The organism is Micropruina sp., assembly GCF_047606365.1.
Lineage (GTDB): Bacteria > Actinomycetota > Actinomycetes > Propionibacteriales > Propionibacteriaceae > Micropruina.
This window is the reverse complement of the sequence record NZ_JASGEN010000080.1, coordinates 16788-40171: the sequence shown is the minus strand read 5'-3', so window position 1 is coordinate 40171 and position 23384 is coordinate 16788. Positions and strand designations below refer to the sequence as shown.

Below are 23384 nucleotides of genomic sequence, written 5' to 3'. Positions count from 1 at the left end.
TCCTTCGGAGAGCGGTCGGGACTTCGGAGGACTGTGGGGTTTTCAGCGGTAGGTCGGGACGACCTTGACCGAGGTGGGCGAGAGCACGTCGGTGACAGTGACCGGGGTGCCGGCGGCGAGCGGCTCGATGCAGCGGGCATTCAGCCGGGTCAGGTGACCACCGTTGACCACCTGGACGAGGCCGTAGCCGTCGCCGGGAATCTCGCTGACCACCGTGCCCTGCAGCCCGACCAGGGCCTCGCTGGACGGCGTGCCGCCCTCGCCGGAGGAACGCAGCCGCAGCGTGATCCAGCCGACGGCGACGCCGAGCAGCAGGCCGGCGACAACGCCGCCCGCGGCGGCCAGCCAGGTGTTGTCGATCAGCGCCAGGATGGCGGCACCGACGAAGCCGACGCCACCGAGAAAACCGGCCATCGCCGCTCCGGTGAACCACTCGCCGCCACCCAAGGCATCGAAGGCACCGTCCAGCAGATCGCCGGCCACGAGAGCCACCAGCAACAGCACGATCCCCACCACGCCGATCGCGAGGAAAACTGTCACCGGGCTCCCTTCGTGAGAACCCAGGATACCGGGTTGGGGTATCACTTCCCGGGCGGGCGGGGTGCTCGGGAGATCCATTCACCCGAGTGCAAACGAAGATCGAGCTTGCCGAGATCCGGTGAGGGCTCTCGACAAGCTCGACCAACGATGGGCCGCTCGATCAGCGGCGGGATGCCGTACTCAGTGGGTGTCCTCGGCCTCGACCTCGGAGCGGTCACCGGACCACAGGGTGTGGAAGGTGCCTTCCTTGTCGATCCGCCGGTAGGTGTGCGAGCCGAAGAAGTCACGCAGGCCCTGGGTCAGGGCGGCGTTGGTGCGGTCGGCCCGGACCAGGTCGTAGTAGGACAGCGCCGAGCTGAAGCCCGGGATCGGCACGCCGGCCTCGGCCGCACGGGCCACCACCCGGCGCCAGGAGCCGTTGCTGGCCGCCAGTTCGGCACTGATCGACGGCGCCTCGAGCAGGGTCTCCAGGTTGCCGGCCGCGTACTCGTTCGAGATGCGGTCGAGCAGCTTCGCCCGGATGATGCAGCCGGCCCGCCAGATCCGGGCACAGGCGGCCACATCGATGTCCCAGCCGTACTCCTCGGCGCCGACCTTGATCAGGTGCAGGCCCTGGGCGTAGGCGATCACCTTCGCGCACCACAGCGCCTGCCGGACGTCGGCGATGAACGCCTCGCGATCGTCGACGGAGATGACGCCGTCGGGACCCTGCAGCGCGGCGCGGGCGGCGGCACGCAGCGACGTGCTGCCGGACGCTGCGCGGGCGAAGACCGCCTCGGCGATCGCGGCGGCCGGGACGCCGAGGTCGAGCGACGACTGCACCGTCCAGGTGCCGGTGCCCTTCATGCCGGCGGCGTCGACCACCACGTCGACCAGCGGCTTGCCGGTCGCGGCGTCGACCTGGCGCAGCACCTCGGCGGTGATCTCGATCAGGTACGAGTCCAGGTCGCCGGTGTTCCACTGGGCGAAGACGTCAGCCGCCTCGGTGGCCGACAGGCCGGCGCCCTTGAGCAGGTCGTAGGCCTCGCCGATGAACTGCATGTCGGCGTACTCGATGCCGTTGTGGATCATCTTCACGAAGTGGCCGGCGCCGTCCTGACCGATCCAGGTGCAGCACGGCTCGCCGTCGTACTGGGCCGAGATCTTCTCCAGGATCGGGCCGATGTGGGCGTAGGAGTCTTTCGGACCGCCCGGCATCATCGCCGGGCCGAGCAGGGCGCCGGTCTCGCCGCCGGAGATGCCGCAACCGATGAAGTTGAAGCCCAGCTCGGCGATCCGCTTCTCTCGGCGCCGGGTGTCGGGGAAGTGGGTGTTGCCGCCGTCGACGATGATGTCGCCCTGGTCGAGGTGCGGCAGCAGCGAGTCGATGGTGGCGTCGGTGGCCGGGCCGGCCTTGACCATGATCAGGATCCGGCGCGGCTTCTCCAACGAGTCGACGAACTCCTCGACCGTCTCGGACGCGATGAAGCCCGCCTCCGGGTGGGCGGCCACCACGGCCTCGGTCTTGGCGTAGGTGCGGTTGAAGACGGCGGTCTTGAAGCCCTTGCTGGCGAAGTTGCGCGCCAGGTTCGAACCCATCACCGCCATGCCCACCACGCCGATCTGCGCGGTGCCGGTCTTGTCGCTCATCTGCTTCCTCACTGTTCGGGGAGTTCTCAGCGATCATTCCACCAGATCGCCCGCCCGGCGAGGTGGCGTCCGCGATTGTGTCTCGCGGACGTCGACCGCGTCCGCGGGGTGAGGCCCGAGGCCGCCAACCCATGCGTCGACTCCACCGACCCGCGCCGAATATCCGGTGATATTGAATGGAAATGGGGCGCTGCGAAGGCGCCACCGATAACTACCGGCAACGAGAGCAATAAGGCAACACTGCACGAGCCAACGCTGAACATACGTCCGGTTCGAGGCGGAATCAACCGCCTTCCGCGCATATTCCGATCCGTGGTCATACCGGGCCGCATTCATGGCCGACCTGACCCTTGACAGCCCTAGCCGCGAGGTCCACGATGCTGTGCGGTGCAAGCGCGGGGGGAGTGATAAAGGGAGGCAGTAAATGACTCGTCAGAGTTTCTCGACCATGATCAAGGCGGTGATTACCGATGCCTAACAAAGATGACGAATTCTTCCAAGTAGGTACCAGCGAACAAATACATCCGACGACGGCGTCGATGATCACCGGGGAGATCCTGGGCAGCTTCCTGGTCTGCTTCATCGGTATCGGCATCGGTTTGACGGCGACCACCTGGAGCTCGCCGGAGAGCAGCTACTTCGCCGGGATCTGGCCGACGGTGTTCACCTGGGCGCTGGCGATCGGCCTGGCCATCTACGTGGCCGGTCCGTTGTCGGGTGCCCACTTCAACCCGGCGGTGACCTTGGCGATGGCGGCCACCGGCCGGCATCCGTGGCGGCTGGTGCCTTTGTACATCGTCTGCCAGTTCATCGGCTGGTTCGTCGGTGCGGCCGGCCTGGTGCTGATGTTCCGCCCCGCGATGGAGGCAAAGGCGGTCGAGTGGGGCGTGGACTTCCACAGCGAACGCATCGGTGCGTTGCTGACCACCTACGCACCGAACCCGGGTTTCGCCGGCACGGTGGGTTATGACAACTTCAACTTCTGGATCGGCTTCGCGGCCGAAGTGCTCGGCACCGCGTTCCTGCTGCTGTTCATTCTGTCCACCGGCGCCGACTCGCAGAACCGCCCGCCGGATTGGGCCGGCGGTCTGATCGTCGGTACCGCGGTCGGTCTGCTGCTGCTGTTCTTCGCGCCACTGTCGCAGGCCTCGTTCAATCCGGCCCGTGATCTGGGTCCCCGCGTCATGTTGTTGTTGATGGGTTTCGGCGATCACGCGTTCCCTGGAACAGGGGTATGGAGTTGGTCGGTGATCTCCACCACTATCGGCCCGATCATCGGCGGTGTGGCCAGTGCGTTGATCTTCGACAAGTCCGACCGGGCGATCCGTGCGCTGCGACCCAAGGAGAATGCCTGATCAGGTGGCGATACCCGACCACAGCGGTGTTGCTACGATCACGAGCGACGGCGCCCTCCCGGGAGGGGTTCGGTGGCAACCGGCCCCACAACGGCGGAGGCCGTCGCTCGTGATCGTTGTCGGGGCTCCCTTCCGGGCCCGTCGATCGACTCGGAAAGGCAGGCACAGTGGCCCGTCGACTCACTCGCGCCGGCGACGGCCGTCCCACCCCACCGGTGCGGATGGTGCATCTCGGGTTGGGTAACTTCTTCCGGGCCCACCAGGCCTGGTACACCGAGCGGGCCTCGGACGCCGACCGCTGGGGCATCGCGGCGTTCTCCGGCCGCTCGCTCGGCACGGCCTCGGAGTTGGAGCGCCAGGAGAACCTGTACACCCTGGTGGCCGTCGGCGCCGAGCACAACGACTACGAAGTGATCAGTTCGATCGCAACCACGCACAGCGGCACCGACGTCGACGCCCTGCTGAGCTACCTGGCCGACCCGCAGGTGACGGTGGTCACCATCACGATCACCGAGGCCGGGTACCACCGCAACGAACTGGGCCGGCTCGACCTGGAGAACCCCGACGTGGCGTCCGATGCCGCGGCGATCGCCGCCGGCAACCTGCATGTCGTCCGGACCGGTCCCGGCAAGCTGGTCGCCGGCCTGATCGAACGCCGCCGCGCCGGTGCGGGGCCGATCACCCTGATCAGCTGCGACAACCTGCCCGACAACGGCACCGTGCTGTCGGTCGTGCTCGACGACCTGGCCGCCGACGCGGCACCCGACCTGCTCAGCTACCTCGACACCGAGGTGGGCTTCATCACCACCATGGTCGACCGGATCACCCCACGGGCCTCGGACGCCGTCCGGCAGGCCGTGCTGGACGAGCGGGGCGTCGACGATCTCGCCGCGGTCGCCACCGAACCGTTCAGCGAATGGGTGATGGCCGGCGAGTTCCGTGGTCCGCATCCCGATTGGGAGAGCGCCGGCGCGCTGATCACCGACGACGTCGTCCCACATGAATTGCGCAAGCTGTGGCTGCTCAACGGGGCGCATTCGCTGATGGCCTATGCGGCCACGATCAAGGGTCACCAGACGGTGGCGGACGCCATCGCCGACCCGATCGTCCGGGGCTGGGTCGATGAATGGTGGGATGTCGCGCAACGGCAACTCGCGCTGGAGGACGACGTCGTCAGCGACTACCGGGCGGCACTGCTGGAGCGGTTCGGCAATCCGCGGATGCGGGACCAGCTGAGCCGGATCGCGGCCGACGGCTCGCAGAAGATCGCCGTCCGGATCGTGCCGGCGCTGGTCGCCGACCGCAAGGCGGGCAACAGTCCGATCGGCGCCGAGCGTGCCGTCGCCGCCTGGATACTGCATCTGCGGGGCCTCGGTGCGCCGTTCAACGATGCCCGGGCCGACACCGTCCACCCGCTCGGCGAGGGCAGCCTGGAGGACGCGGTGCGCAAGGTGTGCGAGTTCCTGGAGATCACCGATCGCGATTCCCGGGCCAGCATTCTGGCTCTCGCCACGAGAATGGAGGGCTGAGATGGCGCAGGCACCCCACGACGCTCGGGTGGTGATCGGCCTCGACGTCGGCACCACGGCGGCGAAGGTCTCGGCGTTCGCGCTCGGCGGCGGCTGGCGGGCCAGCGCCGACAACGAGTACCCGCTGCAGCAGCCCCGTCCGGGCTGGGAGGAGCAGGAACCCGAGGTGATGTGGCGGGCCCTGCACGAGGGCTTGGTCGAGATCGCCGAAGCGTGCGGCGCGGCGCCGGTGATCGGCATCGGCGTGTCGACGGCGCTGCACGGCCTGATCGGGCTGGACGCCGAGCGCCGTCCGATCACCCCGCTGCTGACCTGGGCCGATTCGCGGGCAGCGGAGCAGGCGATGCGGCTGCGCGGCACCGAGCTCGGACGCCGGCTGCACCGGGCGTCCGGCACGCCGATCCATTCGATGTCGCACCTGACCAAGTTGATGTGGTTCGCCGAGGAGGACGCGGCGACCGCGGCGTCCGTGCACTGGTGGGTGGGGCTGAAGGACTACATCCTGCTGCAGCTGACCGGGGAACTGGTCACCGAGGTGTCGCACGCGTCCGGCACCGGGCTGCTCGACGTGAACACCAAAGACTGGAATCCCGAGGCGCTGGAGGTCACCGGCGTCCGGCGCGAGCAGCTGCCGCCGGTGCGTCCCACCACCGAGGCGTTGCCGGTACGGGCCGACCTGCTGGCCGAACTCGGGCTGCCGGACGGCGTCCGCGTCGTGCTGGGGGCCGGCGACGGACCGCTGGGCAACCTGGGGGTGGGTGCACTGGAACCGGGCGTGGTCGGGCTGTCGCTGGGCACCTCCGGCGCGGTCCGGATGGTCACCGACCGGCCCTACGTCGATGATGCCGGGAAGCTGTTCTGCTACAACCTGGCCGAGGACGCCTGGGTGATCGGCGGCGCGATCAGCAACGGCGGCATCGTGGTCCGCTGGGGCGGTGACGTTTTCGGCGTCGACTTCGCCGCCGAGCCCGGCGGCAACCCGGACGGCATGCTGCTCGACCTGGCCCGCAATATCCCGATCGGCGCTGAGGGCCTGATCTCGCTGCCGTTCCTGATGGCCGAGCGGGCGCCGCTGTGGAACCCGACCATTCCCGGCGCCTTCCTCGGCGTTCGGCGTAGCCACGGACGGGAACACTTCGTCCGTGCGGCCGTCGAAGGGGTCGCGCTGATGCTCTCGACGGTGGTCGACGAACTCGACCGGGTGAGCCCGATCCGGCAGATCCGGGCCACCGGCGGCGTGTTCCGCTCACCGGTCTGGCGCGAGATCCTGGCCGCCGCGCTGGGTCGTCCGCTGGTGGTCACCGACGGTGCGGACGGCACCGCGCTGGGCGCGGCGGCGCTGGCCCTGTACGGCTTGTGCGAGGCAGCCTCCCTGCGCGAGGCGCTGATCATGCTGGGTGCCGACCCCGATGCGGGTTCGGACGAACTGATTCCCGACCCCGACGACGTCGCCGCCTACCGTGCCATCCGCGCCCAGATCCCAGCGCTGCTTGCCCGCTACGACGAGGTGCGAAACCTGTTCTCCTGACGGAGGCCGGGATGACCAGAGAGCTGGATGACTGTGGACGAGCCAGCCGGAGTTAGCGGCGGTAGGTGAGGCGTCCGGCCCAGACGGTGGCTAGCACCGGGTCGGGCAGGTCGCGCCCGTGGTACGGGTTGTTGCGCGATTTGGACGCCGACGCGTCCCGGTCGACGACCGCGCGGGCGGACGGGTCGACCAGCACCAGGTTGGCGGGCTCGCCGACGGCGATCGGACGGCCCTGGGTCGCCGTCCGGGACAGCCGAGCCGGGGCGTAGGACATCCGCTCCACCAGGGTGGGCCAGTCCAGGCGTCCGGTGTTGATCATCACCTCGAGCACCACCGCCAGGGACTGCTCCAGGCCGAGCATGCCGGGCAGCGCGATGTCGAAGGGGTGGTCCTTGTCCTGCCGGGCGTGTGGGGCATGGTCGGTGCCGACCATGTCGATGGTGCCGTCGGCCAGCGCCTCGCGGACCGCCTCGATGTGCTCGTCGGTGCGCAGCGGCGGGTTCACCTTGAAGGTGGTGTCGTAGCTCTCCACCTCGCGGGTGGCCAGATACAGGTGGTGCGGGGTCACCTCGGCGGTGACGTTCACCCCGCGGGCCTTCGCCCAGCGGATCACCTCGACGCCCTCGGCGGTGGAGACGTGGCAGACGTGCAGCCGTCCACCGGCGAGCTGCGCCAGTTCGACGTCGCGGGCGATGATCACCGACTCGGCCAGGGCGGGCCAGCCGGGTAGACCCAGCCGTCCGGAGATCTCCGATTCGTGGCAGCAGGCGCCGGTGCCGGCCAGCCGGGTGTCCTGGGCGTGCTGGGCGATCACCCCGTCGAAGGTCTTCGCGTAGGTGAGCGCGCGGCGCATCACCAGCGAGTCCATCACGCATTTGCCGTCGTCGGAGAACATCCGGACGCCGGCGGCGGAGCGGTTCATCAGCCCCATCTCGGACAGCTCTTCGCCGGCCAGTCCCTTGGTCACCGAGCCGACCACGATCACCTCGGCGCTCGCGGTACGCCCGGCCAGCGCCTTCAGGTACTCGGCGGCCTCGGCCGAATCGGTCACCGGATCCAGGTTCGCCATGGCATGGACGGCGGTGTAGCCACCGCGAGCGGCGGCCAAGGTACCGGTGGCGATCGTCTCGGCGTCTTCGCGTCCGGGCTCGCGCAGATGGGTGTGCGAGTCGACCAGGCCGGGCAGGGCCAGCAGCCCGTCGGCATCGATCTGCTCGGCGTCGGTCACGTCGGCGGCCGGCACGAACACCCCGTCACGCACACCCAGGTCACCGGTCGTGCCGTCGGCCAGGGCAGCGCCGGTGATCAGCAGGTCTCTCATTCGGGGCTTCCTCCCAGCAGGTGGTACAGCACACTCATCCTCACCGAGACACCGGCGGTGACCTGGTCGAGGATCAGCGAGTTGGCGGCGTCGGCCGCCTCGGACGAGATCTCCAGGCCGCGGTTCATCGGGCCCGGGTGGCAGATCGCCGCGCCCGGTCGCAGCCGGGCCAGCCGCTCGGGGGTGAGCCCGTACAGCTCGGTGTATTCCCTCGCCGTGGGGAAGAAGCCGCCGTGCATCCGCTCCCGCTGGACCCGCAGCATCATCACCACATCGGACGCCTCGAGCGCCGCGTCGAAGTCGTCGGTCACCTCACAACCCCACTGGTCGACACCGGTCGGCAGCAGGGTCGGGGGAGCGACCAGGATCACCTTCGAGCCCAGGGTGCGCTGCAGCAGCACGTTCGAACGCACCACCCGGCTGTGCAGCAGGTCGCCGACGATGGCGATCGTCTTGCCCTCGAAGTCGCTGTCACCAGACTCCAGGGCCCGGAAGTGCCTCCGCATGGTGAACGCGTCCAGCAGTGCCTGGGTGGGGTGCTCGTGGGTGCCGTCGCCGGCGTTCACCACATGCGCCTTCACCCAGCCGGCCGCCTGGGCGACCGCGCCGGAGGAGCCGTGCCGGATCACGAAGCAGTCGGTGCCCATCGCGTCCAGGGTGAGCATGGTGTCCCGCAGCGACTCGCCCTTCGAGGTGGACGAGCCCTTGCCGGTGACGTTGATGGTGTCGGCGGACATCCACTTGCCGGCCATCTCGAAGCTGGTCCGGGTGCGGGTGGAGTCCTCGAAGAACATGTTGATCACGGTGCGGCCGCGCAGCGTCGGCAGCTTCTTGATCGGCCGGGACTGGATGGTGTGCATCTCTTCGGCGGTGTTCAGGATCGAAGTGATCTCGGCCAGGCTCAGATCGCCGGCGCTCAGCAGATGTCGCATCAGACCTCCGTCAGGCTGATCGTGACGGCGTCGGCCTCGTCGATTTCGGCGAACCGCACGTTGACCCGGGCATCCGGTGGCACCTGGACCTGTTTGCCGACGTGGTCGGCCTGGATCGGCAACTGCCGGTAGCCGCGGTCGATCAACACCGCCAGTTGGACGATGCGGGGCCGTCCGACTTCTTTCAGGGCATCCAGCGAGGCGGCGATGGTGCGTCCGGTGAACAGCACGTCGTCGACCAGCACCACCGTCAGATCGTCGATCGAACGCGGGATCGTGGTGCGGCCGACCGCGCGGGTCGGCTGCCGGCGCAGGTCGTCACGGTACATCGTGACGTCGAGTTCACCGACGCCCACCTCGACCCCCTCGATGCTGCGGATCGCGTCGGCCAGCCGACGGGCCAGCAGCACGCCGCGGGTCGGAATGCCCAGCAACACCAGATCTTCGCTGCCGGCATTGGCCTCGACGATCTGGTGGGCCATCCGGGCCACGGCGCGCGCGATGTGATGGCCGTCCCACGTGAAGTGGGCGGGTTTCTTGGTCACGCGGATGCTCCTGTAGAGGTTGGTTGCGGGCCGGTCCGGACACCGAAACGACCCGCCGACACTCTATCGAGAGTGGTCGCGCTGGTGCCTGCCGCGGTCCGCCGTCCGATGCGCGCACGCCACCTGAAGGGGTGATTTGTGGCCCAGAGTGAGCGGTGTGTTCATGAGAAGGGGGTTGCCCGACGGCTGCCGGCGATGGCTGGATGAACGGGTCGGTCTCGGCCGGCGGCGCCGCTCAGCACCCCGCGCGCGGCGTCCGTTCTTCCACTGAGGAGGCCTCATGCCTTTCCTTCGCACCACCCTGGCGGCGCTCGCCGCAGGGCTCACCATCACCGGACTGCTCGCAACTCCGGCGTCGGCCACGGGGGCCGGCGACCGTGGCAGACACCACTCCGACGCGGTGGTGATCGCCCATCGCGGGGCGTCCGGTTATCGCCCCGAGCACACCCTCGCCGCCTACAAGCTGGCGGTCAAACAGTGCGCCGACTACATCGAGCCCGATGTGGTGACCACCTCCGACGGCGTTCTGGTCGATCGGCACGAACCGGAGATCGGCGGCACCACCGATGTTGCTGACCATCCCGAATTCGCCAGCCGCAAGACCACCAAACTGCTCGACGGCAACCCGGTGACCGGATGGTTCACCGAGGACTTCACGTTGGCCGAACTGCGTAGCCTGCGCGCGGTCGAGCGGCTGCCCGACCTGCGCCCGCAGAACACCAAGTACGACGGCCTGTACCAGGTGCCGACCCTGAAAGAGGTGCTCGCCTACGCCGCGAAGACGCGGACCTGTTCAGGCAAGCGGGTCGGTGTCATTCCCGAGATCAAGCACTCGACGTTCTTCCGGCAGCAGGGTTTCGACCTGGAGCCGAAGGTGGTGCGACTGCTGCATCGCTACGGTTTCGACAGCCCACGCGACCCCGCCGTCATCCAGAGCTTCGAGATCAGCAACCTGCAACGGCTGAACCGGATGACCCGGGTGCGGCTGGTGCAGCTGATCGACTGCGCGGGCGGCCCGTACGACCAGATCGCCGCCGGACGGCAGGTGACCTACGCCGACATGGTGACGCCGCGCGGCCTGCGGGCGATCAGCCGGTACGCCGACCAGGTGGGTCTGTGCAAGGACGTGATGATTCCGCGCAAGGCCGACGGCACCCTGGATGCGCCCACCCCGGTGATCCGGGACGCCCATCGCGCCGGCCTGACCGTGGTCGGCTGGACCTTCCGCCGGGAGAACAACTTCCTGCCCGCGGAGTTCCGCAGCAGCAGCGACCCGGCTGCCGTGGGTGACCTGGTGGGCGAGATCCGGACCTTCCTGCGGGCCGGGATGGATCAGTTCTTCACCGACAATCCCGACCTGGGTGTCGCGGCCGTCCGGGGCCGGCGCTGATCCTGGCTGACGGTTGAGGTGCGCCCGTCGTCCGAGCCAAGTGTTCGGACGACGGCGCCTCGACTCGACCAGATCGGGTCGTGACGTGGCTGGCTTCGTGCAATACCCTGTGTCCATGTTCGGACTGATCCCGCTCAAGACCCTGCCGGGCTGGCCCGAGGCCGCCGATCCCACCGCGATCCAGTCGCTGACCGTGCTGCTGGGGGTGCCCGCCGCGATCGCGCTCGTTCTGCTGCTGCTCGTGATGGCGCCGAGCTGGTTCCGGCCCGACCGCAAGGACTCCTGAGCCACCGTCCGTCAGCCGGCGGCCTCCTGGCAGCGCAGGGCGCGCTCGACGTCGTCGCGCCGTTCGCTGACCATCCGGCGGACCGAGTCGGTGAGCTCGGTGGTCGCCATCCACTCGTCGATCCGGGCCAGCAACGCCCGGTCACCCAGCGGACGCGGGAACAGCAGTTCGCCGACGTTCTTGCGGATCGCCAACGACCGTTGCCCCCAGCCGTTGCGCTGGGCCGCGATGTCGGCCATCACCTCGAACCAGGGGTCCACGTACGGCCGCAGCACCTCGTCCTGATCGAGCGCCCAGAAGTGCGCGCAGATCTGGGTGTGGGTGGCGTTCGGCACTGAGGCGTCCTCGATCGCCAACCGCCAGGCTTCGGCTTTCGCCGCAGCGTCCGGACGCGCGGCGCGAGCACCCGCGGCCTTCTCGGCGCCGGTGGCGGTGTTGTCCCGGGCCAGTTCGGCATCGATGCCGGCATCGTCCAGGCCGCCGAGCTGGGCGAGCTGGGTGACGAACCTCCAACGCAGGTCGGTGTCGACGACCAGGCCGTCCGGCACCTCCTCGCCGGCCAGCCAGGCGCGGAGCAGGTCGGCACCGGCCGAGGTGGTGAGCGAACCGGCGAGCGCGCGCACGATCGCCAACTGGTGATCGGAGCCAGGTTCGGCGTCCTTCACCAGCCGCACCAGACCGGCCGTCCAGCGGGTCGCCAACGCGGCCCGAGCGGCCGGCGGCGTGTAGTACCGGACGGCCGCCTCGGCCTGAGCCAGCACGGCGGTCACCGCGGTCAGGTCGGTTTCGACCGCCACCCCGCGGGTCACCAGGTCGACGTAGTCGGACGCGGGCAACTGGGCGTCGCGGCACATGTCCCAGGTCGCGCCCCAGAGCAGCGCCCGGGCCACCGGATCACGGAACTCGTGGATCCGCTGGACCACCACGTCCAGCCCGCGATCGACCCGGATCTTCGCGTACGACAGGTCGCCGTCGTTGAGCAGCACCACCGCCGGCGCCGGGACGCCGACCAGCGCCGGCACGTCGGTGCGCTCGCCGTCGATGTCGAGTTCGACCCGGTGCACACGCTCGATGCCGTCGTCGGTCGGGTCGTAGCAGCCGATCCCGATCCGGTGCCGGCGCAGGGTCGGCCACTGCTCGGTGGCGTGCTGGACGACGGTGAACCGGGAGAACCGTCCCCGTTCGTCGATCTCGTACTCGCAGGTCAGGGTGTTCACCCCGGCGGTCTGCAGCCATTGACCGGTGAAGAAGGACAGGTCGCGCCCGGACGCCTCCTCCAGCGCGCGCAGCAGGTCGGTCAGCTGGGTGTTGCCCCAGGCATGCCGTCCGAAATAGGTCCGGACGCCGGCCAGGAACGGTTCCAGGCCCACGAAGGCCACCAACTGGCGCAGCGCCGAAGCGCCCTTGGCGTAGGTGATGCCGTCGAAATTGAGTTCGACCGCTTCCAGGTCGACCATGTCGGCGGCGATCGGGTGGGTGGAGGGCAGCTGATCCTGCCGGTAGGCCCAGGTCTTGCGCTGGTTGCAGAAGGTGGCCCACGGATCGTCGCCGCCGTGCACCTTGCGGATCTCGTCCTGGGCGAAATGGGAGGCCCATTCGGCGAACGACTCGTTGAGCCACAGGTCGTCCCACCAGGTCATCGTGACCAGGTCGCCGAACCACATGTGCGCCAACTCGTGCAGGATCGTGTTGTCCCGCGCCTCGTAGGCCGCCGAGGTGACCCGCGAGCGGTACAGGTATTCGTCGCGAATGGTGACGCATCCGGAGTTCTCCATGGCGCCGGCGTTGAACTCGGGGACGAACACCTGGGCGTAGTCGCTGAACGGGTACGGCTCGCCGAAATGTTCCTCGAAGACGTCGAAGCCGCGCGAGGTGGTGGCGAACAGCCGGTCCACGTCGAGGTAGGGCGCCATCGATGCCCGGCAGGAGAGTGAGAACGGAATCTCAGCTTCCCGGCCGCGGTAGCTGGTGCGCACCGTGTGGTACTCGCCGGCGATCAGCGCGGTGATGTAGGTCGAGATCGGCGGGGTCGGCGCGAACTCCCAGCGGCCCAGGTCGCCGGCCACCACGGGCTCCACCTCGGGCGAGTTGGACAGCACCGTCCAGTGCGCCGGTGCGATCACCGCGAACTCGAAGGACGCCTTCAGGTTGGGCTGGTCGAAGCAGGCGTAGACGCGGCGGGCGTCCGCGACCTCCAGCTGGGTGTAGCAGTACACCCGGGAGTCGACGGGGTCGACGAAGCGATGCAGGCCCTCGCCGGTGTTGCTGTACCGGCAGACCGCGGTGATGGCCAGCACATGGTCGCCCTCGGTGAGGGTGAAATCGAGCCGTTCGCCGTTGAAGCCGGCGGTGTCGAGGGCGGTGCCGTCGAGGGTCGCCTCGACGATCGAATCGGCGATCAGGTCGACGAAGGTGGTGCCCGCGGTCGAGCTGAAGCTGATCGTCGAGGTGGAGGTGAAGGTGCTTGGCGAGCCGGTCAGATCGACGGTGACGCGGTAGCGGCTGGTGCTGAGCAGTTGGGAACGGGTGTGGGCTTCATCGCGGGTGATGTTGGCCGGGTACATGGTCCTCCAGGTGTGGGAGTCGCGCCAGGCGGTCACAGTACTCCTACTGCGTGGACGCGATGAAGGCGGCGAGCCGATCCCGATAGCGGTCGCGAATCTCGTCGTCGAAGGGGTCGATGTTGTTGATCGCGAGCGGAGGTTCGTCGCTCAGCCCGGCGCGGTGGAGGGCCAGCAGTGCGGCGCCCGTGGCCACCGGTTCGGTCGCGGTGGTCAGAGTCGTCGGAACGCCGGCCAGCGTGGCCTTGATCCGTGCCCAGAGCGGGGTGCGATGCAGCGGATTCCCGGCGAGGGTGAGCTGGCTGGGACGGCGTTCGGACAAGGCAGTTTGGGTGTCGAGCACCCATTGCGCCTGGTAGGCGAGCGACTCCACGGCGGTGACTCCGAGGTCGGCCGGCGAACCGATCATTCGGACGCGGGCTGCCGAGTCAGGATCGGGGCATTGGCGTCCGGAGGGGTAGGGCAGCAGCCAGGCATCGCCGGCTAGTGCTTTGTTGGTTTCGGTCGCTTCGGTGAGCAGTTCGGAGACGTCGCCGCCGGTGTGCCGATCGGCCAGCCACTGCAGGAACCCGCCGGCGGATCCGGTGCCGGCGAGCAGGCCCTCCGTGATGCCGTCGACCGCGCGCACCACGCTCATGCCCTGGGCACGCACCGCCGGCCGGTCGGGGACCTGACCGACCAGGTTGAGGACGGCCTCGGCGGTACCCACCGAATCGGCGACCTGGCCGATGGTGCGAACACCTGACGCCCAGGCAGCCACCTGGTGATCGTGCCCGGCGACCACGACCGGGGTGCCGGGCCGGAGGCCGGTCTGTATGTGTTCGCGCGCTTGCGCTGGTGGCTCGCCGGGTAGCGCGACCCGAGGAAGTTGGTCGGGGGTGAGCCCGACCTCGCCAAGCAGTGTCGGATCGAAGCTGCTGCTGAGCGGTTCTCCTGAGGTTGGAAGGCGGTAGGCCAGGGTGCGTCCGGCGAGCGTGTGATCGGTGCGGAACTCCCCGGTCAGAGCGAGGTGGACCGCGTCTGCCACCCCGACCCAGCGACGCATCGCGGAGAAGACGCAGGGCCGCTGAGCGCGTAGCCACAGCCAGACGGCCAGCGAGGGCTTCGGTCCCGGGCGGACCCCGGTCGCCTCGAACAATGCGTCGGCGCCCAGCCTGTCGGCCAGCGCACGGATCTCGGTGTCATCGCGGGCGTCCTGCCAGGAGAGGAGGGGCGTGAGTGCCCGTCCGTCGGCGTCGAGCGGAAACCCGGACTCCGCCATCGAAGCGATGCCGACCGCATCGACCGGACCTGCCTGGGTTGCTGCGGTCAGACCCCTGATGACCACGGCCAGCAGCTCGTCGAGTCGTGCCGGCGTCGGGCGAGTGAGCACCGTCGTGCTGAGGCCGCGCTCGACTCGAACGACCTTGGTGTTGGTCGTTCCGATGTCGATGCCGACCGCCGCCGTCATGGTCACCATGGTGACGGCTTGCCGCGATCCGGCACCACTACTCGAGGTTTGTCTGAAATCGACCCCAGAGTTGATGTCCGCCTCGCCGGAACCAACCGGATCTCGCCTCCCGTTGCCGAGCCGATGGAGAGCGCGCCGCGCACTCTGGGGTCGATTTCAGACAACTCCGTGAGTACGGTCTGCCAACGCGTCGTTGACTAGAGCGATGAACGCCTCTGGCTCGTCCTCAATGGCTGTCGCGGCAAGCGGGAGGACCCGCCAGCCGCCAGCCGCGAGCCGGGAGTACCGCCAACGGTCGCTGACGAACGCTGGTCGACCGTGGTGGAACTCCCATCCGTCGATCTCGATGACCAAGCGTGCGGCGAGGAAGACGATGTCCACGGTGTAGCTGAACTTTCCGGCGGTGACGACATGGTTCGTGCACCAGCCGGTGATTCCGGCGGCGCGGAGTAGTCGGTGGGTCCGCCGCTCGGCCTCGGACCACGGCTCATCCCGAGAATCCTCGATGAGTTCGCGGCGCAGACCGTTCTGTGGCCGGTGCGGCATCAGAGCCAGTGCCTGTCGCAGGTCGTCAAGGTTCATCGCCCTGCGGCGTAGCCCCTCGTCGATGGCTCTGCCGCCCAGCGGCGGGAGGAGGTCGAGCACCGACACCGCGGGTGCGGCGATGCGCAGCCTGCCCCGGTCAACGACGAGGTCATCAGGAATCGTGCGGAGTTCCCATCGGTATCCGGGCGTCGATGCCTTCACCTTCGCACTGACGGCGGCGGTCACTGAATCAAGGGGACACTCGGGCCACCAGAGCAGGCGGGCCGCGGCCGCACCCGTGAGCACGCAGTCTGGGCGAAACTCGGCAGCGGCGAGGATGCGCGCCTCCCAGGAAGGATCAGGTGGCGCGTAGACGCCGGGCAGCAATGCGTGCAGCCGGCCGGTGCGGACCTGATAGTCGAGGTGGTGCTGAATGGAGCGGTGAGACCGTCGGGACAGGATGCCGCCTTCAGCCTGCAGCAGTTCAGAAATGACCTTCACACCCTAGAAGGCAGTTTTCGAGACCCGTTTTGTGACAGCCCCCACGGTCTTTTCGTGTAGATCGTCTGAAATCGACCCCACAGTGAGTGCTCCCGGGAGCGGAGGTCGGCTTTCCACGCCTGAGTTCGCTCGCCACACAGGCAACTCTGGGGTCGATTTCAGACGATCTGCGAGTAGCCCCATGCGTTGCTGAAGCCAGCCTGTGAACCGGAGGCGGGCGGACTGATGCACCGCACTACCGTGAGCGCATGACGCAACGTGTGGACATGTGGTTCGACTCGGCCTGCCCTTGGGCGTGGATGACCTCGCGCTGGCTGCTTGAGGTCGAGAAGGTGCGTGACGTGGAGGTGTACTTCCACGTGATGAGTCTGTCGGTCCTCAACGAGGGCCGCGACCTGCCCGAGGACTACCGGGCAATGATGGATCAGGCCCTGCCGCCGGCGCGGGTGGCGCTGGCCGTTCAGCGTGACCATCCCGAGAAGCTGCGGGACTACTACACCGCCATCGGCACCCTGCTGCATCCCGGCGGACGGGATCTCGCCGACGAGACCGTTGCCGAGGCGCTGGCCGAGGTCGGCCTGCCGGCATCGCTGCTCGAGGCAGGTCACACCGATGCGGCCGATGACGAACTGAAGCGTTCCCATCACGAGGGCATGGATCCGGTCGGTGACGAGGTCGGCACCCCGGTCATTCACATGAACGGCATGGCGCTGTTCGGTCCGGTGATCTCGCCGGCACCCAAGGGCGAGCAGGCCGGTGACCTGTTCGACGGCTTCGCCAAGCTGACCGCCTACCCGGGCTTCTTCGAGGCCAAGCGCACCCGGACCGTCGGCCCGATCTTCGACTGAGGCTCCGCCGCCGCGTTGGTTGAGCTTGTCGAAACCGGGTCTCGACAAGCTCGACCAACACCCGGCTAGCTAGGCAGTTCGGCTATGTTGACGGCATGCGCGTTCATATCGCGGCCGACCACGCGGCCTACGACCTGAAGGAGTTCCTGGCCAAGGAACTGACCGGCGCCGGCTACGAGGTGGTCGACCATGGTGCGCATTCCTACGACGCCACCGACGACTATCCGTCGTACATCCTGCCGTGCGCCGAAGCGGTCGCGGCCGAGCCGGAGAGCCGAGGCATCGTGCTGGGCGGCTCGGGCAACGGCGAACAGATCGCGGCCAACAAGGTCAAGGGCGTGCGCGCCGGGCTGGCCTACAACACCACCACGGCCCGGTTGGCCCGCGAGCACAACGACGCCCGGATCGTCGCACTCGGCGGACGCATGCAGTCGCTGAGCGATGCCTTGGAGATGGTGACCGTGTTCCTCGAGACACCGTTCTCCGGAGACCCGCGGCACGCCAGACGGCTCGCCATGCTCGATGAGTACGAAGCACAGCACGCCCGCTGACGGCGTCCGAGCGGGGGAGTAGCCATGCCCGAGGGGCACGTGATCCATCGGCTCGCCGACGGCCTGACCGAACGCTTCGGCGGCCGCACGGTGCGGGTCAGCAGCCCGCAGGGCCGGTTCGCCGACGAGGCTGCACTGCTCGACGGTGACGTACTGAACGGCGCCGAGGCGTACGGCAAACACCTGTTCATCGACTTCGGACCCGATCGGGTGGTGCACATCCATCTCGGGCTGATCGGCAAACTCTGGCTGCTGGACGGTCCGCCCACCTCACCCGCCGGCCCGGACACCCTGCGACTGCTGATCGCCAGGGACGTCCATCGCGCCGAGTTGCGCGGCCCGCAATGGTGCCGGCTGATCACCGACGAGGCCCGCGACGAGGTGATGGCCAAGGCCGGGGACGACCCCATCCGTCCGGAATGCACCGGTGAGAAGGCCTGGGCGAAGATCTCCCGGTCCGGACGCAGCATCGCCTCCCTGCTGATGGACCAGGCGGTGACCGCCGGCGTCGGCAACATCTACCGCGCCGAGGTGCTGTTCCGGCATCGGATCAACCCGTTCAAAGAGGGCAGGACGATCTCGCGCCGCACCTGGAACGCGGTCTGGGCCGACCTGGTGGTGCTGCTGCGACTCGGCGTCCGGGACGGCCGGATCGACACGGTGCGCGACGAGCACATGCCCGAGGCGATGGGCCGCGACCCCCGCGTCGACCGACACGGCGGCGAGGTGTACGTGTACCGCCGCGCCGGCCTGCCCTGCCTGGTCTGCGGCACCCCGGTGCGCACCCAGGTGCTCGAAGGCCGCAACCTGTACTGGTGCCCACGCTGCCAGCGGCGGCGCTGACCGGGCCGGGCTGATGCGCTGGGGTGCGTTCGCGATTCGGGTCCGGGACGACGGCACCGGGTTCGCGCTGCTGCACGACGAGGACGTCTGGGCCGACTTCGAACTCGACGGCCTGCAGCCCACCGGCCGGTTCACCGACGATGCCGACGAGGTCGAACACGGCTTCACCCTCGGCGACGCCACCTGCGCGGTGCGGCACGCCGTGGGCGAGGCCTGGACGATCCGCTGGGCGCTGCGCGCCGGCGACAGCCCGGCGCAGGGGGACGGTTCTTCCGGTCCACCGCCCGACCCCGAAGCGGTACGAGGGGACGGTTCTTTCGTTCCACCGAGCGAACTCGGGACGCCGCCACGGTTGTCGGTGCGCCCCGGGCCAGGCTGCGTGGCCTGGGCCTGGCCGGCCGGCGCCGAGGGCCTGATCGCGATCGCGCCGTCCGGACGCGCCGCACCAGTCGTCGGCCTGCGGCTCACCCAGGGCTGGTTGGAGGACGCCGACGGCGCGTTCGCGCTGGCGCCGTCCGATCTCACCCTGACTCCCGGACGCCGCTGGGTCGGCACCTTGCGCGCCGACCTGTACCCCTCCATGGACGCTCTCGGCGCCCGGCTGCCACCGTGGCTGGCTCCGCTGGAGCTGAACGCCGGTCAGCCGTGGGAGTTCCGCGAGCCCGACCAGGCACTCGTCGTGGCGCCCCCGGTGACCACCCGCGCCGAAGGGGACGCCGTCCAGGTGATCGCCGATGCGGGACGGGTCGGGGTCAGGGTGCATTCGCCGCGCGGGCTCACCTCGCTGACCCTCTCGTTCGCCCCGCAGTTCGACACCTTGCTGGCTGCGGGCGCCTCCCGCGTGCTGCGCAGCAGTGCGCCGGTGACGCCGGCCGGCGGGTTCGTGGTCGCCGAGGCGCTGGGACGGGCGCTGATCAGTCAGCCGTCCGCCGCCGAGCGGCTGCTGGATGATCGCGACTGGAGCCAGGAGCCCGATCTCTTGTCGATCGCCACCGGGATCGTGCGGGGCCAGCGGTCCGGCAATGCCCGGATGGTGCGGGCGGCCCTGCGCCGGCTGGGGCTGGTGCACCCGCAGTTGGGCTACGGCCGGGTGGTGATGGCCGCCTGGCTGGCCACCCTCGCACTGGGTGAGGACGCCGGCGACGAAGCGCTGGCGTTGTTGTCGCGTCCGAGCGGCTCGGAATGGGTGGCGCTCGAACTCAACGTGCTGCATCTGCGCAGCCGGGAGGTGTCGGGTGGTGCGTTCGCCGGGCTGATCAATGCCCTCGGCGGTGACCTGCCGGGTGAGCCGGTCGGGTTGGACGCCGTCCGGCAGGCGCAGCTGGTCGGGCTGCTGCAGCTGTGCCCGGAGGAGTGGCCGATGGCGCCGACGGCGTCGGTATGCACGATCAAGAACTCGCGCCGGCTGCTCGCCGGGGTCGCGGCGTCCGACTTCACGCAGCCCGACGATCTGGAGGTGCTGGCCTGGCTGGCGCTCGGTCAGTCACTGGTGTGAGCGGGTGAAGGTCCACTCGGGGTCGGTGAGCATCCGGGCGCCGGAGAGGCCGGCCACCATCGCCACCACGACCAGTGCGGTCGAGACGCCGGACTCGATGGCGGCGTTGATGTCGGTCCGGTCGAAGTAGATCAAGGTGCGCAGCGCGGACGAGCCGGGGATCACCACCAGCAGGGTCGGCACGGTCATGATGATCTTCGTCATCGAGAACCAGCGGGCGGCCAGCGCACAGCCGAGACCCATCACCACGCAGGCGGCGAAGATCGCGACATGCGGCTTGATCCCGTTGTCGAGCAGCAGTTGGCGGACCAGATTGCCGAAGATCGCGACCACCCCGGACGCCACCGCCGTCCACAGCGGGGCGTTGAACATCGTCGCCCAGCCGAACACCGCCAGGAAGCTGGCGGCCACGATCGCCGACCAGACCAGCACCGGTGGTCCGTTGAGCGGCCCGACCGGATCGGGCGAGACTCCGGTGAGGGACGCCACCAGCCACACCCCGATGGCGATGGCCAGCACCACCATGGCGGCGTAGGTCATCCGTGGGACGCCGGTGTCGAGGTCGAGCCGGGTCAGGTCGAGGCCGGCGGTGACCAGTGGGAAGCCGGGAATCAGGAAGATCGAGGCACAGACGAAGCCGGCGGCGAAGCGGTCGCTGGGCGCACCGAGCGTGAGCGTGAGGAGTTGGGCGAAGCCGACATAGAGCGCGGACGCGAGCGCCGCCGAGGTGAGCACCACAGCCAGCTGGTTGAACTGCAGCCGGGTGAGCAGGCGATGCAGTCCGTAGGCGATCGCCGAGGCCGGCAGCACCGCGAGCACCTCCCGCCAGCCTCCGTTGGCCAGGATCGCGACCGACGCGCAAGCGACGGCGACCAGCATCACCAGTAGCCAGGAGGGATAACAGAACGCGTGCTGCTCGATCTTGTCGAGCCGGCGGTCGATCTGCTCGGCCGACTCGTGGGCGGGCAGTTCATGGCTGAGCTGATGCAGCCGGGCGATCCGATCGGCGTTGACGCCCGGACGGGTCTCGCCCACATGGGTGCGGAACAGGCCGCGGCGTCCGACGGTGAGCACGATCTGGGTGAAGGTGACCTGGGCGTCGAGCTGTTGGATGCCGATCGAGCGCGCGACGGCCTCCATCACCTCGCGCACCCGCAACCCGCTGGTGCCGGCGCCGAGCATCAGGATGCCGGCGCGCAGCACCACCCGGGAACGCCGGACCAGATCGGTGGGTTCGAGCCGGTCCTCGTCGCTCGCCTGCTCGTCGGTCGGGTCCACCGGATCGTCCGCCATGAGATCACGCTAACTTGGTTGACCGGGCGACGATCCGTCATCCCGCGACTGATCCGAGATCCCGGCGTTCACCGGGATGACGAGCTAATCCGTCATCCCGGACTTGATCCGGGATCTCCGTTCAGACAGCGCGACGAGCGAACCCGTCATCCCAGACTTGATCCGGGATCTCCGTTCACAGCCGGCGCGACGTCAGCCGAGCAACTCCGGATACTGCCGCGCCTCACCCAACACATGCTCGGCCAGGAAGGCCGACACCGTGCCGTACCAGATCGCCGCATGCTGCGGGCTGAGCACCCAATGGTTCTCATCGGGGAAGTACAGGAAGCGGTGCGGCGTCCGGCCCTCGGCGTCCAGAGCGAGCTGGGAACGGCTCAGTAGTTCCCACCACAGCCGCAGGCCCTCGCCGATCGGCACCCGGTAGTCGCGGTCGCCGTGCACGACCAGCATCGGCGTCCGGATCTGCTCCACGTAGCTGTGCGGTGAATGTTCGCGCAGCATCGCCTCACCCACTTCGCGGGCCCAGTAGTAGGCGTGGTCGGTGGTGGGCCCGAACTGGTCGAGGCTCCACAGGGACGCGTGGCTGACGATGGCGCGGAAGCGGTTGGTGTGCCCGGCGACCCAGTTGGCCATGTAGCCGCCGAACGAGCCGCCCATGGCTGCCGTCCGGCTCGCGTCGATGTCGTCGCGGGCGACCGCGGTGTCGGTGATCGCCATCAGATCGGTGAACGGCTCGGCGCCCCAACGGCTCCAGCCACGAGCGATGAAGTCCTCGCCATAACCGGTGGACAGGGCCGGATCGGGCAGCAGCACCGCGTAACCCTGGGCGACCAGCAGCCACGGGCACCAGCGCCAACTCCAGCCGTTCCACGAGTTGAGCGGACCACCGTGGATCCACAGCAGCAGCGGCGCGGGATGCTCGGCGTCGGCCCCGGACGGCAGCGCCAGCCACGCCCGCACCGTGCTGCCGTCGGCGACCGTGGTGCTGATCTCGGTCAGCGTGCCGGGCAGTTCGGGCGCCGGTGCCGGGTTCCGGAGCAGTTCGGACGCCACCGGCGCACCGGTGCTGCGGGCGGCGTCCAGATCGATCCGGACTACCTCGGATGGCGCCGCGTACGACGTGCGCAGGGCGTACACCCAGCGGCCGTCGGGAGAGATCTGAGGGTCGGTGAAACTGGCATCGTCGCTGGTCAGCCGGGTGACGACGTCCGAGGCGAGGTCGAGCAGGAAGACCGGTCCGCGGCCGTTCTCGTCCGCGGTCAGGATGATGCCGCTGCTGTCGGGCAGCCAGGCGTGGCAGGTGGGCCAGCGGTCCCACTCGGTGGCGACCTGCCGGCTCTCGCCGGTGCCGAGGTCGAGCAGATGCAGCTCTTGGTGCGCCGAGCGCTCCGGGCTGGTCAGCGGTGCGCGGCTGAACAGCAGGCGGGTGCGGTCGGGGGAGAGCCATGGCTCATAGGCCTCGACCCCCGGCTCGTCGACCAGGACGGTGCTACCGCCATCGGAGAGGTCGATTCGGACCAGTCGGCTGTACCGATCGCCGGCGCTGCCGATCCGGGACTCGACCGCCACGGCGAAGCTGCCGTCGGTCGCCAGGTCGAAGTCCTCCCACTGGTGCGCGGACGCGGTCGGTGTGAGATCACGCAACTCAAGCCGGACGGGGTCGGCGCCCGCCTCAAGTGCCGAGGCCGGCAGGTCGGCGGCCATCAGATGCTGGGAGCCCGGCCCGAGGTCGTGGTCCCAATGCCGCACCGGGTAGCTGGCGTGCAGGATCGCGCTGACGCTGTTGTCCTTGCGCTCCTTGCGACGGCGGTCGTCGTCCGCCTCGTCGGTGGACGCGGCGAGGCGCGGCGCCGCGGCCAGCACCTGCGTGCTGTGGGTCTGGACCTTTCCGTAGCCGCCGAGCCGATTGCCGATCAGGCTGGCCTCGCCACCGGCGGCCGGCAACAACCACAGGGCCGCGGTGGGCTCGTCGTCATCGTCGGCGTCCGGATCGGGACGGGCGGAGGTGAACAGCAGATCGCCCGCATCGGTGAACAGTGCGGAAGACTCGCCCTTGCGTGACCGGGTCAGTCGCCGGGCCGGCTCGGTGCCCGTCGGATCGACCTCCCACAAGGCATTGCGGTACTGGGTGCGCTTCGAGTTGAGGGTGGCAACGGTGGTGACCAGACGTGTGCCGTCAGGGGAGAGGCTCAGTCCGGAACACCGCGGCAGCGCGAGGTAGACATCGATGTCATCAAAAGGTGTTGCCATTTCAACCACCCT

At 69.0% G+C, this 23384-nt stretch carries 19 protein-coding genes; 9 read left to right on the top strand and 10 right to left on the bottom strand.

The window, feature by feature from the left end:
- Positions 1-42: 42 nt before the first annotated feature.
- Together QM624_RS09085 and gndA are read right to left on the bottom strand one after the other, a co-directional pair.
- Positions 43-540: an NfeD family protein gene (locus tag QM624_RS09085; protein WP_415090988.1), complete on the bottom strand. Its 498-nt coding sequence runs from the start codon at positions 538-540 to the stop codon at positions 43-45.
- Positions 541-720: 180 nt separating this feature from the next.
- Positions 721-2169 (bottom strand): NADP-dependent phosphogluconate dehydrogenase, encoded by a 1449-nt coding sequence (gene gndA / locus QM624_RS09080; protein ID WP_415090986.1) that lies wholly within the window; start codon positions 2167-2169, stop codon positions 721-723.
- 470 nt (positions 2170-2639) lie between these two features.
- On the opposite strand from gndA, the gene QM624_RS09075 reads away from it, so the two are divergent.
- The 3 genes from QM624_RS09075 (at position 2640) to QM624_RS09065 (ending at position 6581) form a co-directional block, all read left to right on the top strand.
- Positions 2640-3524, top strand: a complete 885-nt coding sequence (locus tag QM624_RS09075) for an MIP/aquaporin family protein (RefSeq protein WP_415090984.1) — start codon at positions 2640-2642, stop codon at positions 3522-3524.
- A 167-nt stretch (positions 3525-3691) separates the two neighbouring features.
- The gene (locus tag QM624_RS09070) at positions 3692-5053 is read left to right on the top strand and encodes a mannitol dehydrogenase family protein (protein ID WP_415090982.1); all 1362 of its coding nucleotides are present in this window, start codon (positions 3692-3694) and stop codon (positions 5051-5053) included.
- Position 5054: 1 nt separating this feature from the next.
- Positions 5055-6581: a gluconokinase gene (locus tag QM624_RS09065; protein WP_415090980.1), complete on the top strand. Its 1527-nt coding sequence runs from the start codon at positions 5055-5057 to the stop codon at positions 6579-6581.
- A gap of 52 nt (positions 6582-6633) precedes the next feature.
- Here the strand turns inward: QM624_RS09065 and QM624_RS09060 are convergent, their stop codons facing one another.
- Genes QM624_RS09060 through pyrR form a run of 3 tightly spaced genes read right to left on the bottom strand, consistent with a single transcriptional unit; the run spans position 6634 to position 9379 of the window.
- Positions 6634-7902 (bottom strand): dihydroorotase, encoded by a 1269-nt coding sequence (locus tag QM624_RS09060; RefSeq protein WP_415090978.1) that lies wholly within the window; start codon positions 7900-7902, stop codon positions 6634-6636.
- Positions 7899-8834: an aspartate carbamoyltransferase catalytic subunit gene (locus QM624_RS09055; RefSeq protein WP_415090976.1), complete on the bottom strand. Its 936-nt coding sequence runs from the start codon at positions 8832-8834 to the stop codon at positions 7899-7901. The genes QM624_RS09060 and QM624_RS09055 overlap by 4 nt, the downstream gene beginning before the upstream one ends.
- The gene (pyrR, locus tag QM624_RS09050; RefSeq protein ID WP_415090974.1) at positions 8834-9379 is read right to left on the bottom strand and encodes a bifunctional pyr operon transcriptional regulator/uracil phosphoribosyltransferase PyrR; all 546 of its coding nucleotides are present in this window, start codon (positions 9377-9379) and stop codon (positions 8834-8836) included. The genes QM624_RS09055 and pyrR overlap by 1 nt, the downstream gene beginning before the upstream one ends.
- A 280-nt stretch (positions 9380-9659) precedes the next feature.
- On the opposite strand from pyrR, the gene QM624_RS09045 reads away from it, so the two are divergent.
- Together QM624_RS09045 and QM624_RS09040 are read left to right on the top strand one after the other, a co-directional pair.
- Positions 9660-10769: a glycerophosphodiester phosphodiesterase gene (locus tag QM624_RS09045; protein WP_415090972.1), complete on the top strand. Its 1110-nt coding sequence runs from the start codon at positions 9660-9662 to the stop codon at positions 10767-10769.
- A 115-nt stretch (positions 10770-10884) separates the two neighbouring features.
- A complete protein-coding gene (locus QM624_RS09040) occupies positions 10885-11055 on the top strand; it encodes a hypothetical protein (RefSeq protein ID WP_415090970.1) in 171 nt (56 codons plus the stop codon).
- Positions 11056-11066: 11 nt separating this feature from the next.
- Here the strand turns inward: QM624_RS09040 and pepN are convergent, their stop codons facing one another.
- The 3 genes from pepN to QM624_RS09025 all read right to left on the bottom strand — a co-directional run bounded on the left by pepN (position 11067) and on the right by QM624_RS09025 (position 16092).
- Positions 11067-13619, bottom strand: a complete 2553-nt coding sequence (gene pepN / locus QM624_RS09035) for an aminopeptidase N (protein WP_415091025.1) — start codon at positions 13617-13619, stop codon at positions 11067-11069.
- A gap of 43 nt (positions 13620-13662) precedes the next feature.
- Complete coding sequence (locus tag QM624_RS09030; RefSeq protein WP_415090968.1) at positions 13663-15066, bottom strand: FGGY-family carbohydrate kinase; 1404 nt, start codon at positions 15064-15066, stop codon at positions 13663-13665.
- A gap of 156 nt (positions 15067-15222) precedes the next feature.
- The gene (locus tag QM624_RS09025; RefSeq protein ID WP_415090966.1) at positions 15223-16092 is read right to left on the bottom strand and encodes a DUF559 domain-containing protein; all 870 of its coding nucleotides are present in this window, start codon (positions 16090-16092) and stop codon (positions 15223-15225) included.
- A 248-nt stretch (positions 16093-16340) separates the two neighbouring features.
- Here QM624_RS09025 and QM624_RS09020 point away from each other — a divergent pair, with 248 nt between their 5' ends.
- The 4 genes from QM624_RS09020 to QM624_RS09005 all read left to right on the top strand — a co-directional run bounded on the left by QM624_RS09020 (position 16341) and on the right by QM624_RS09005 (position 19829).
- The gene (locus QM624_RS09020; RefSeq protein ID WP_415090964.1) at positions 16341-16940 is read left to right on the top strand and encodes a DsbA family protein; all 600 of its coding nucleotides are present in this window, start codon (positions 16341-16343) and stop codon (positions 16938-16940) included.
- A gap of 95 nt (positions 16941-17035) precedes the next feature.
- Positions 17036-17491, top strand: a complete 456-nt coding sequence (locus QM624_RS09015) for a ribose-5-phosphate isomerase (protein WP_415090962.1) — start codon at positions 17036-17038, stop codon at positions 17489-17491.
- Between the two features lie 24 nt (positions 17492-17515).
- The gene (locus tag QM624_RS09010) at positions 17516-18334 is read left to right on the top strand and encodes an Fpg/Nei family DNA glycosylase (protein WP_415090960.1); all 819 of its coding nucleotides are present in this window, start codon (positions 17516-17518) and stop codon (positions 18332-18334) included.
- 13 nt (positions 18335-18347) lie between these two features.
- A complete protein-coding gene (locus tag QM624_RS09005; protein WP_415090958.1) occupies positions 18348-19829 on the top strand; it encodes a hypothetical protein in 1482 nt (493 codons plus the stop codon).
- Here the strand turns inward: QM624_RS09005 and QM624_RS09000 are convergent.
- Complete coding sequence (locus QM624_RS09000) at positions 19818-21122, bottom strand: threonine/serine ThrE exporter family protein (RefSeq protein ID WP_415090956.1); 1305 nt, start codon at positions 21120-21122, stop codon at positions 19818-19820. The genes QM624_RS09005 and QM624_RS09000 overlap by 12 nt on opposite strands.
- 192 nt (positions 21123-21314) lie before the next feature.
- The gene (locus QM624_RS08995; protein WP_415090954.1) at positions 21315-23372 is read right to left on the bottom strand and encodes a S9 family peptidase; all 2058 of its coding nucleotides are present in this window, start codon (positions 23370-23372) and stop codon (positions 21315-21317) included.
- Between the last annotated feature and the right edge of the window lie 12 nt (positions 23373-23384).

Bases quoted from the DNA above. Each gene is read 5' to 3' on its own strand.
- gndA (WP_415090986.1), bottom strand. From the start codon at position 2,169: ATGAGCGACAAGACCGGCACCGCGCAGATCGGCGTGGTGGGCATGGCG.
- QM624_RS09075 (WP_415090984.1), top strand. From the start codon at position 2,640: ATGCCTAACAAAGATGACGAATTCTTCCAAGTAGGTACCAGCGAACAA.
- QM624_RS09065 (WP_415090980.1), top strand. From the start codon at position 5,055: ATGGCGCAGGCACCCCACGACGCTCGGGTGGTGATCGGCCTCGACGTC.
- QM624_RS09060 (WP_415090978.1), bottom strand. From the start codon at position 7,902: ATGAGAGACCTGCTGATCACCGGCGCTGCCCTGGCCGACGGCACGACC.
- QM624_RS09055 (WP_415090976.1), bottom strand. From the start codon at position 8,834: ATGCGACATCTGCTGAGCGCCGGCGATCTGAGCCTGGCCGAGATCACT.
- QM624_RS09045 (WP_415090972.1), top strand. From the start codon at position 9,660: ATGCCTTTCCTTCGCACCACCCTGGCGGCGCTCGCCGCAGGGCTCACC.
- QM624_RS09040 (WP_415090970.1), top strand. From the start codon at position 10,885: ATGTTCGGACTGATCCCGCTCAAGACCCTGCCGGGCTGGCCCGAGGCC.
- pepN (WP_415091025.1), bottom strand. From the start codon at position 13,619: ATGTACCCGGCCAACATCACCCGCGATGAAGCCCACACCCGTTCCCAA.
- QM624_RS09030 (WP_415090968.1), bottom strand. From the start codon at position 15,066: ATGACGGCGGCGGTCGGCATCGACATCGGAACGACCAACACCAAGGTC.
- QM624_RS09020 (WP_415090964.1), top strand. From the start codon at position 16,341: ATGACGCAACGTGTGGACATGTGGTTCGACTCGGCCTGCCCTTGGGCG.
- QM624_RS09015 (WP_415090962.1), top strand. From the start codon at position 17,036: ATGCGCGTTCATATCGCGGCCGACCACGCGGCCTACGACCTGAAGGAG.
- QM624_RS09010 (WP_415090960.1), top strand. From the start codon at position 17,516: ATGCCCGAGGGGCACGTGATCCATCGGCTCGCCGACGGCCTGACCGAA.
- QM624_RS09005 (WP_415090958.1), top strand. From the start codon at position 18,348: ATGCGCTGGGGTGCGTTCGCGATTCGGGTCCGGGACGACGGCACCGGG.
- QM624_RS09000 (WP_415090956.1), bottom strand. From the start codon at position 21,122: ATGGCGGACGATCCGGTGGACCCGACCGACGAGCAGGCGAGCGACGAG.
- QM624_RS08995 (WP_415090954.1), bottom strand. From the start codon at position 23,372: ATGGCAACACCTTTTGATGACATCGATGTCTACCTCGCGCTGCCGCGG.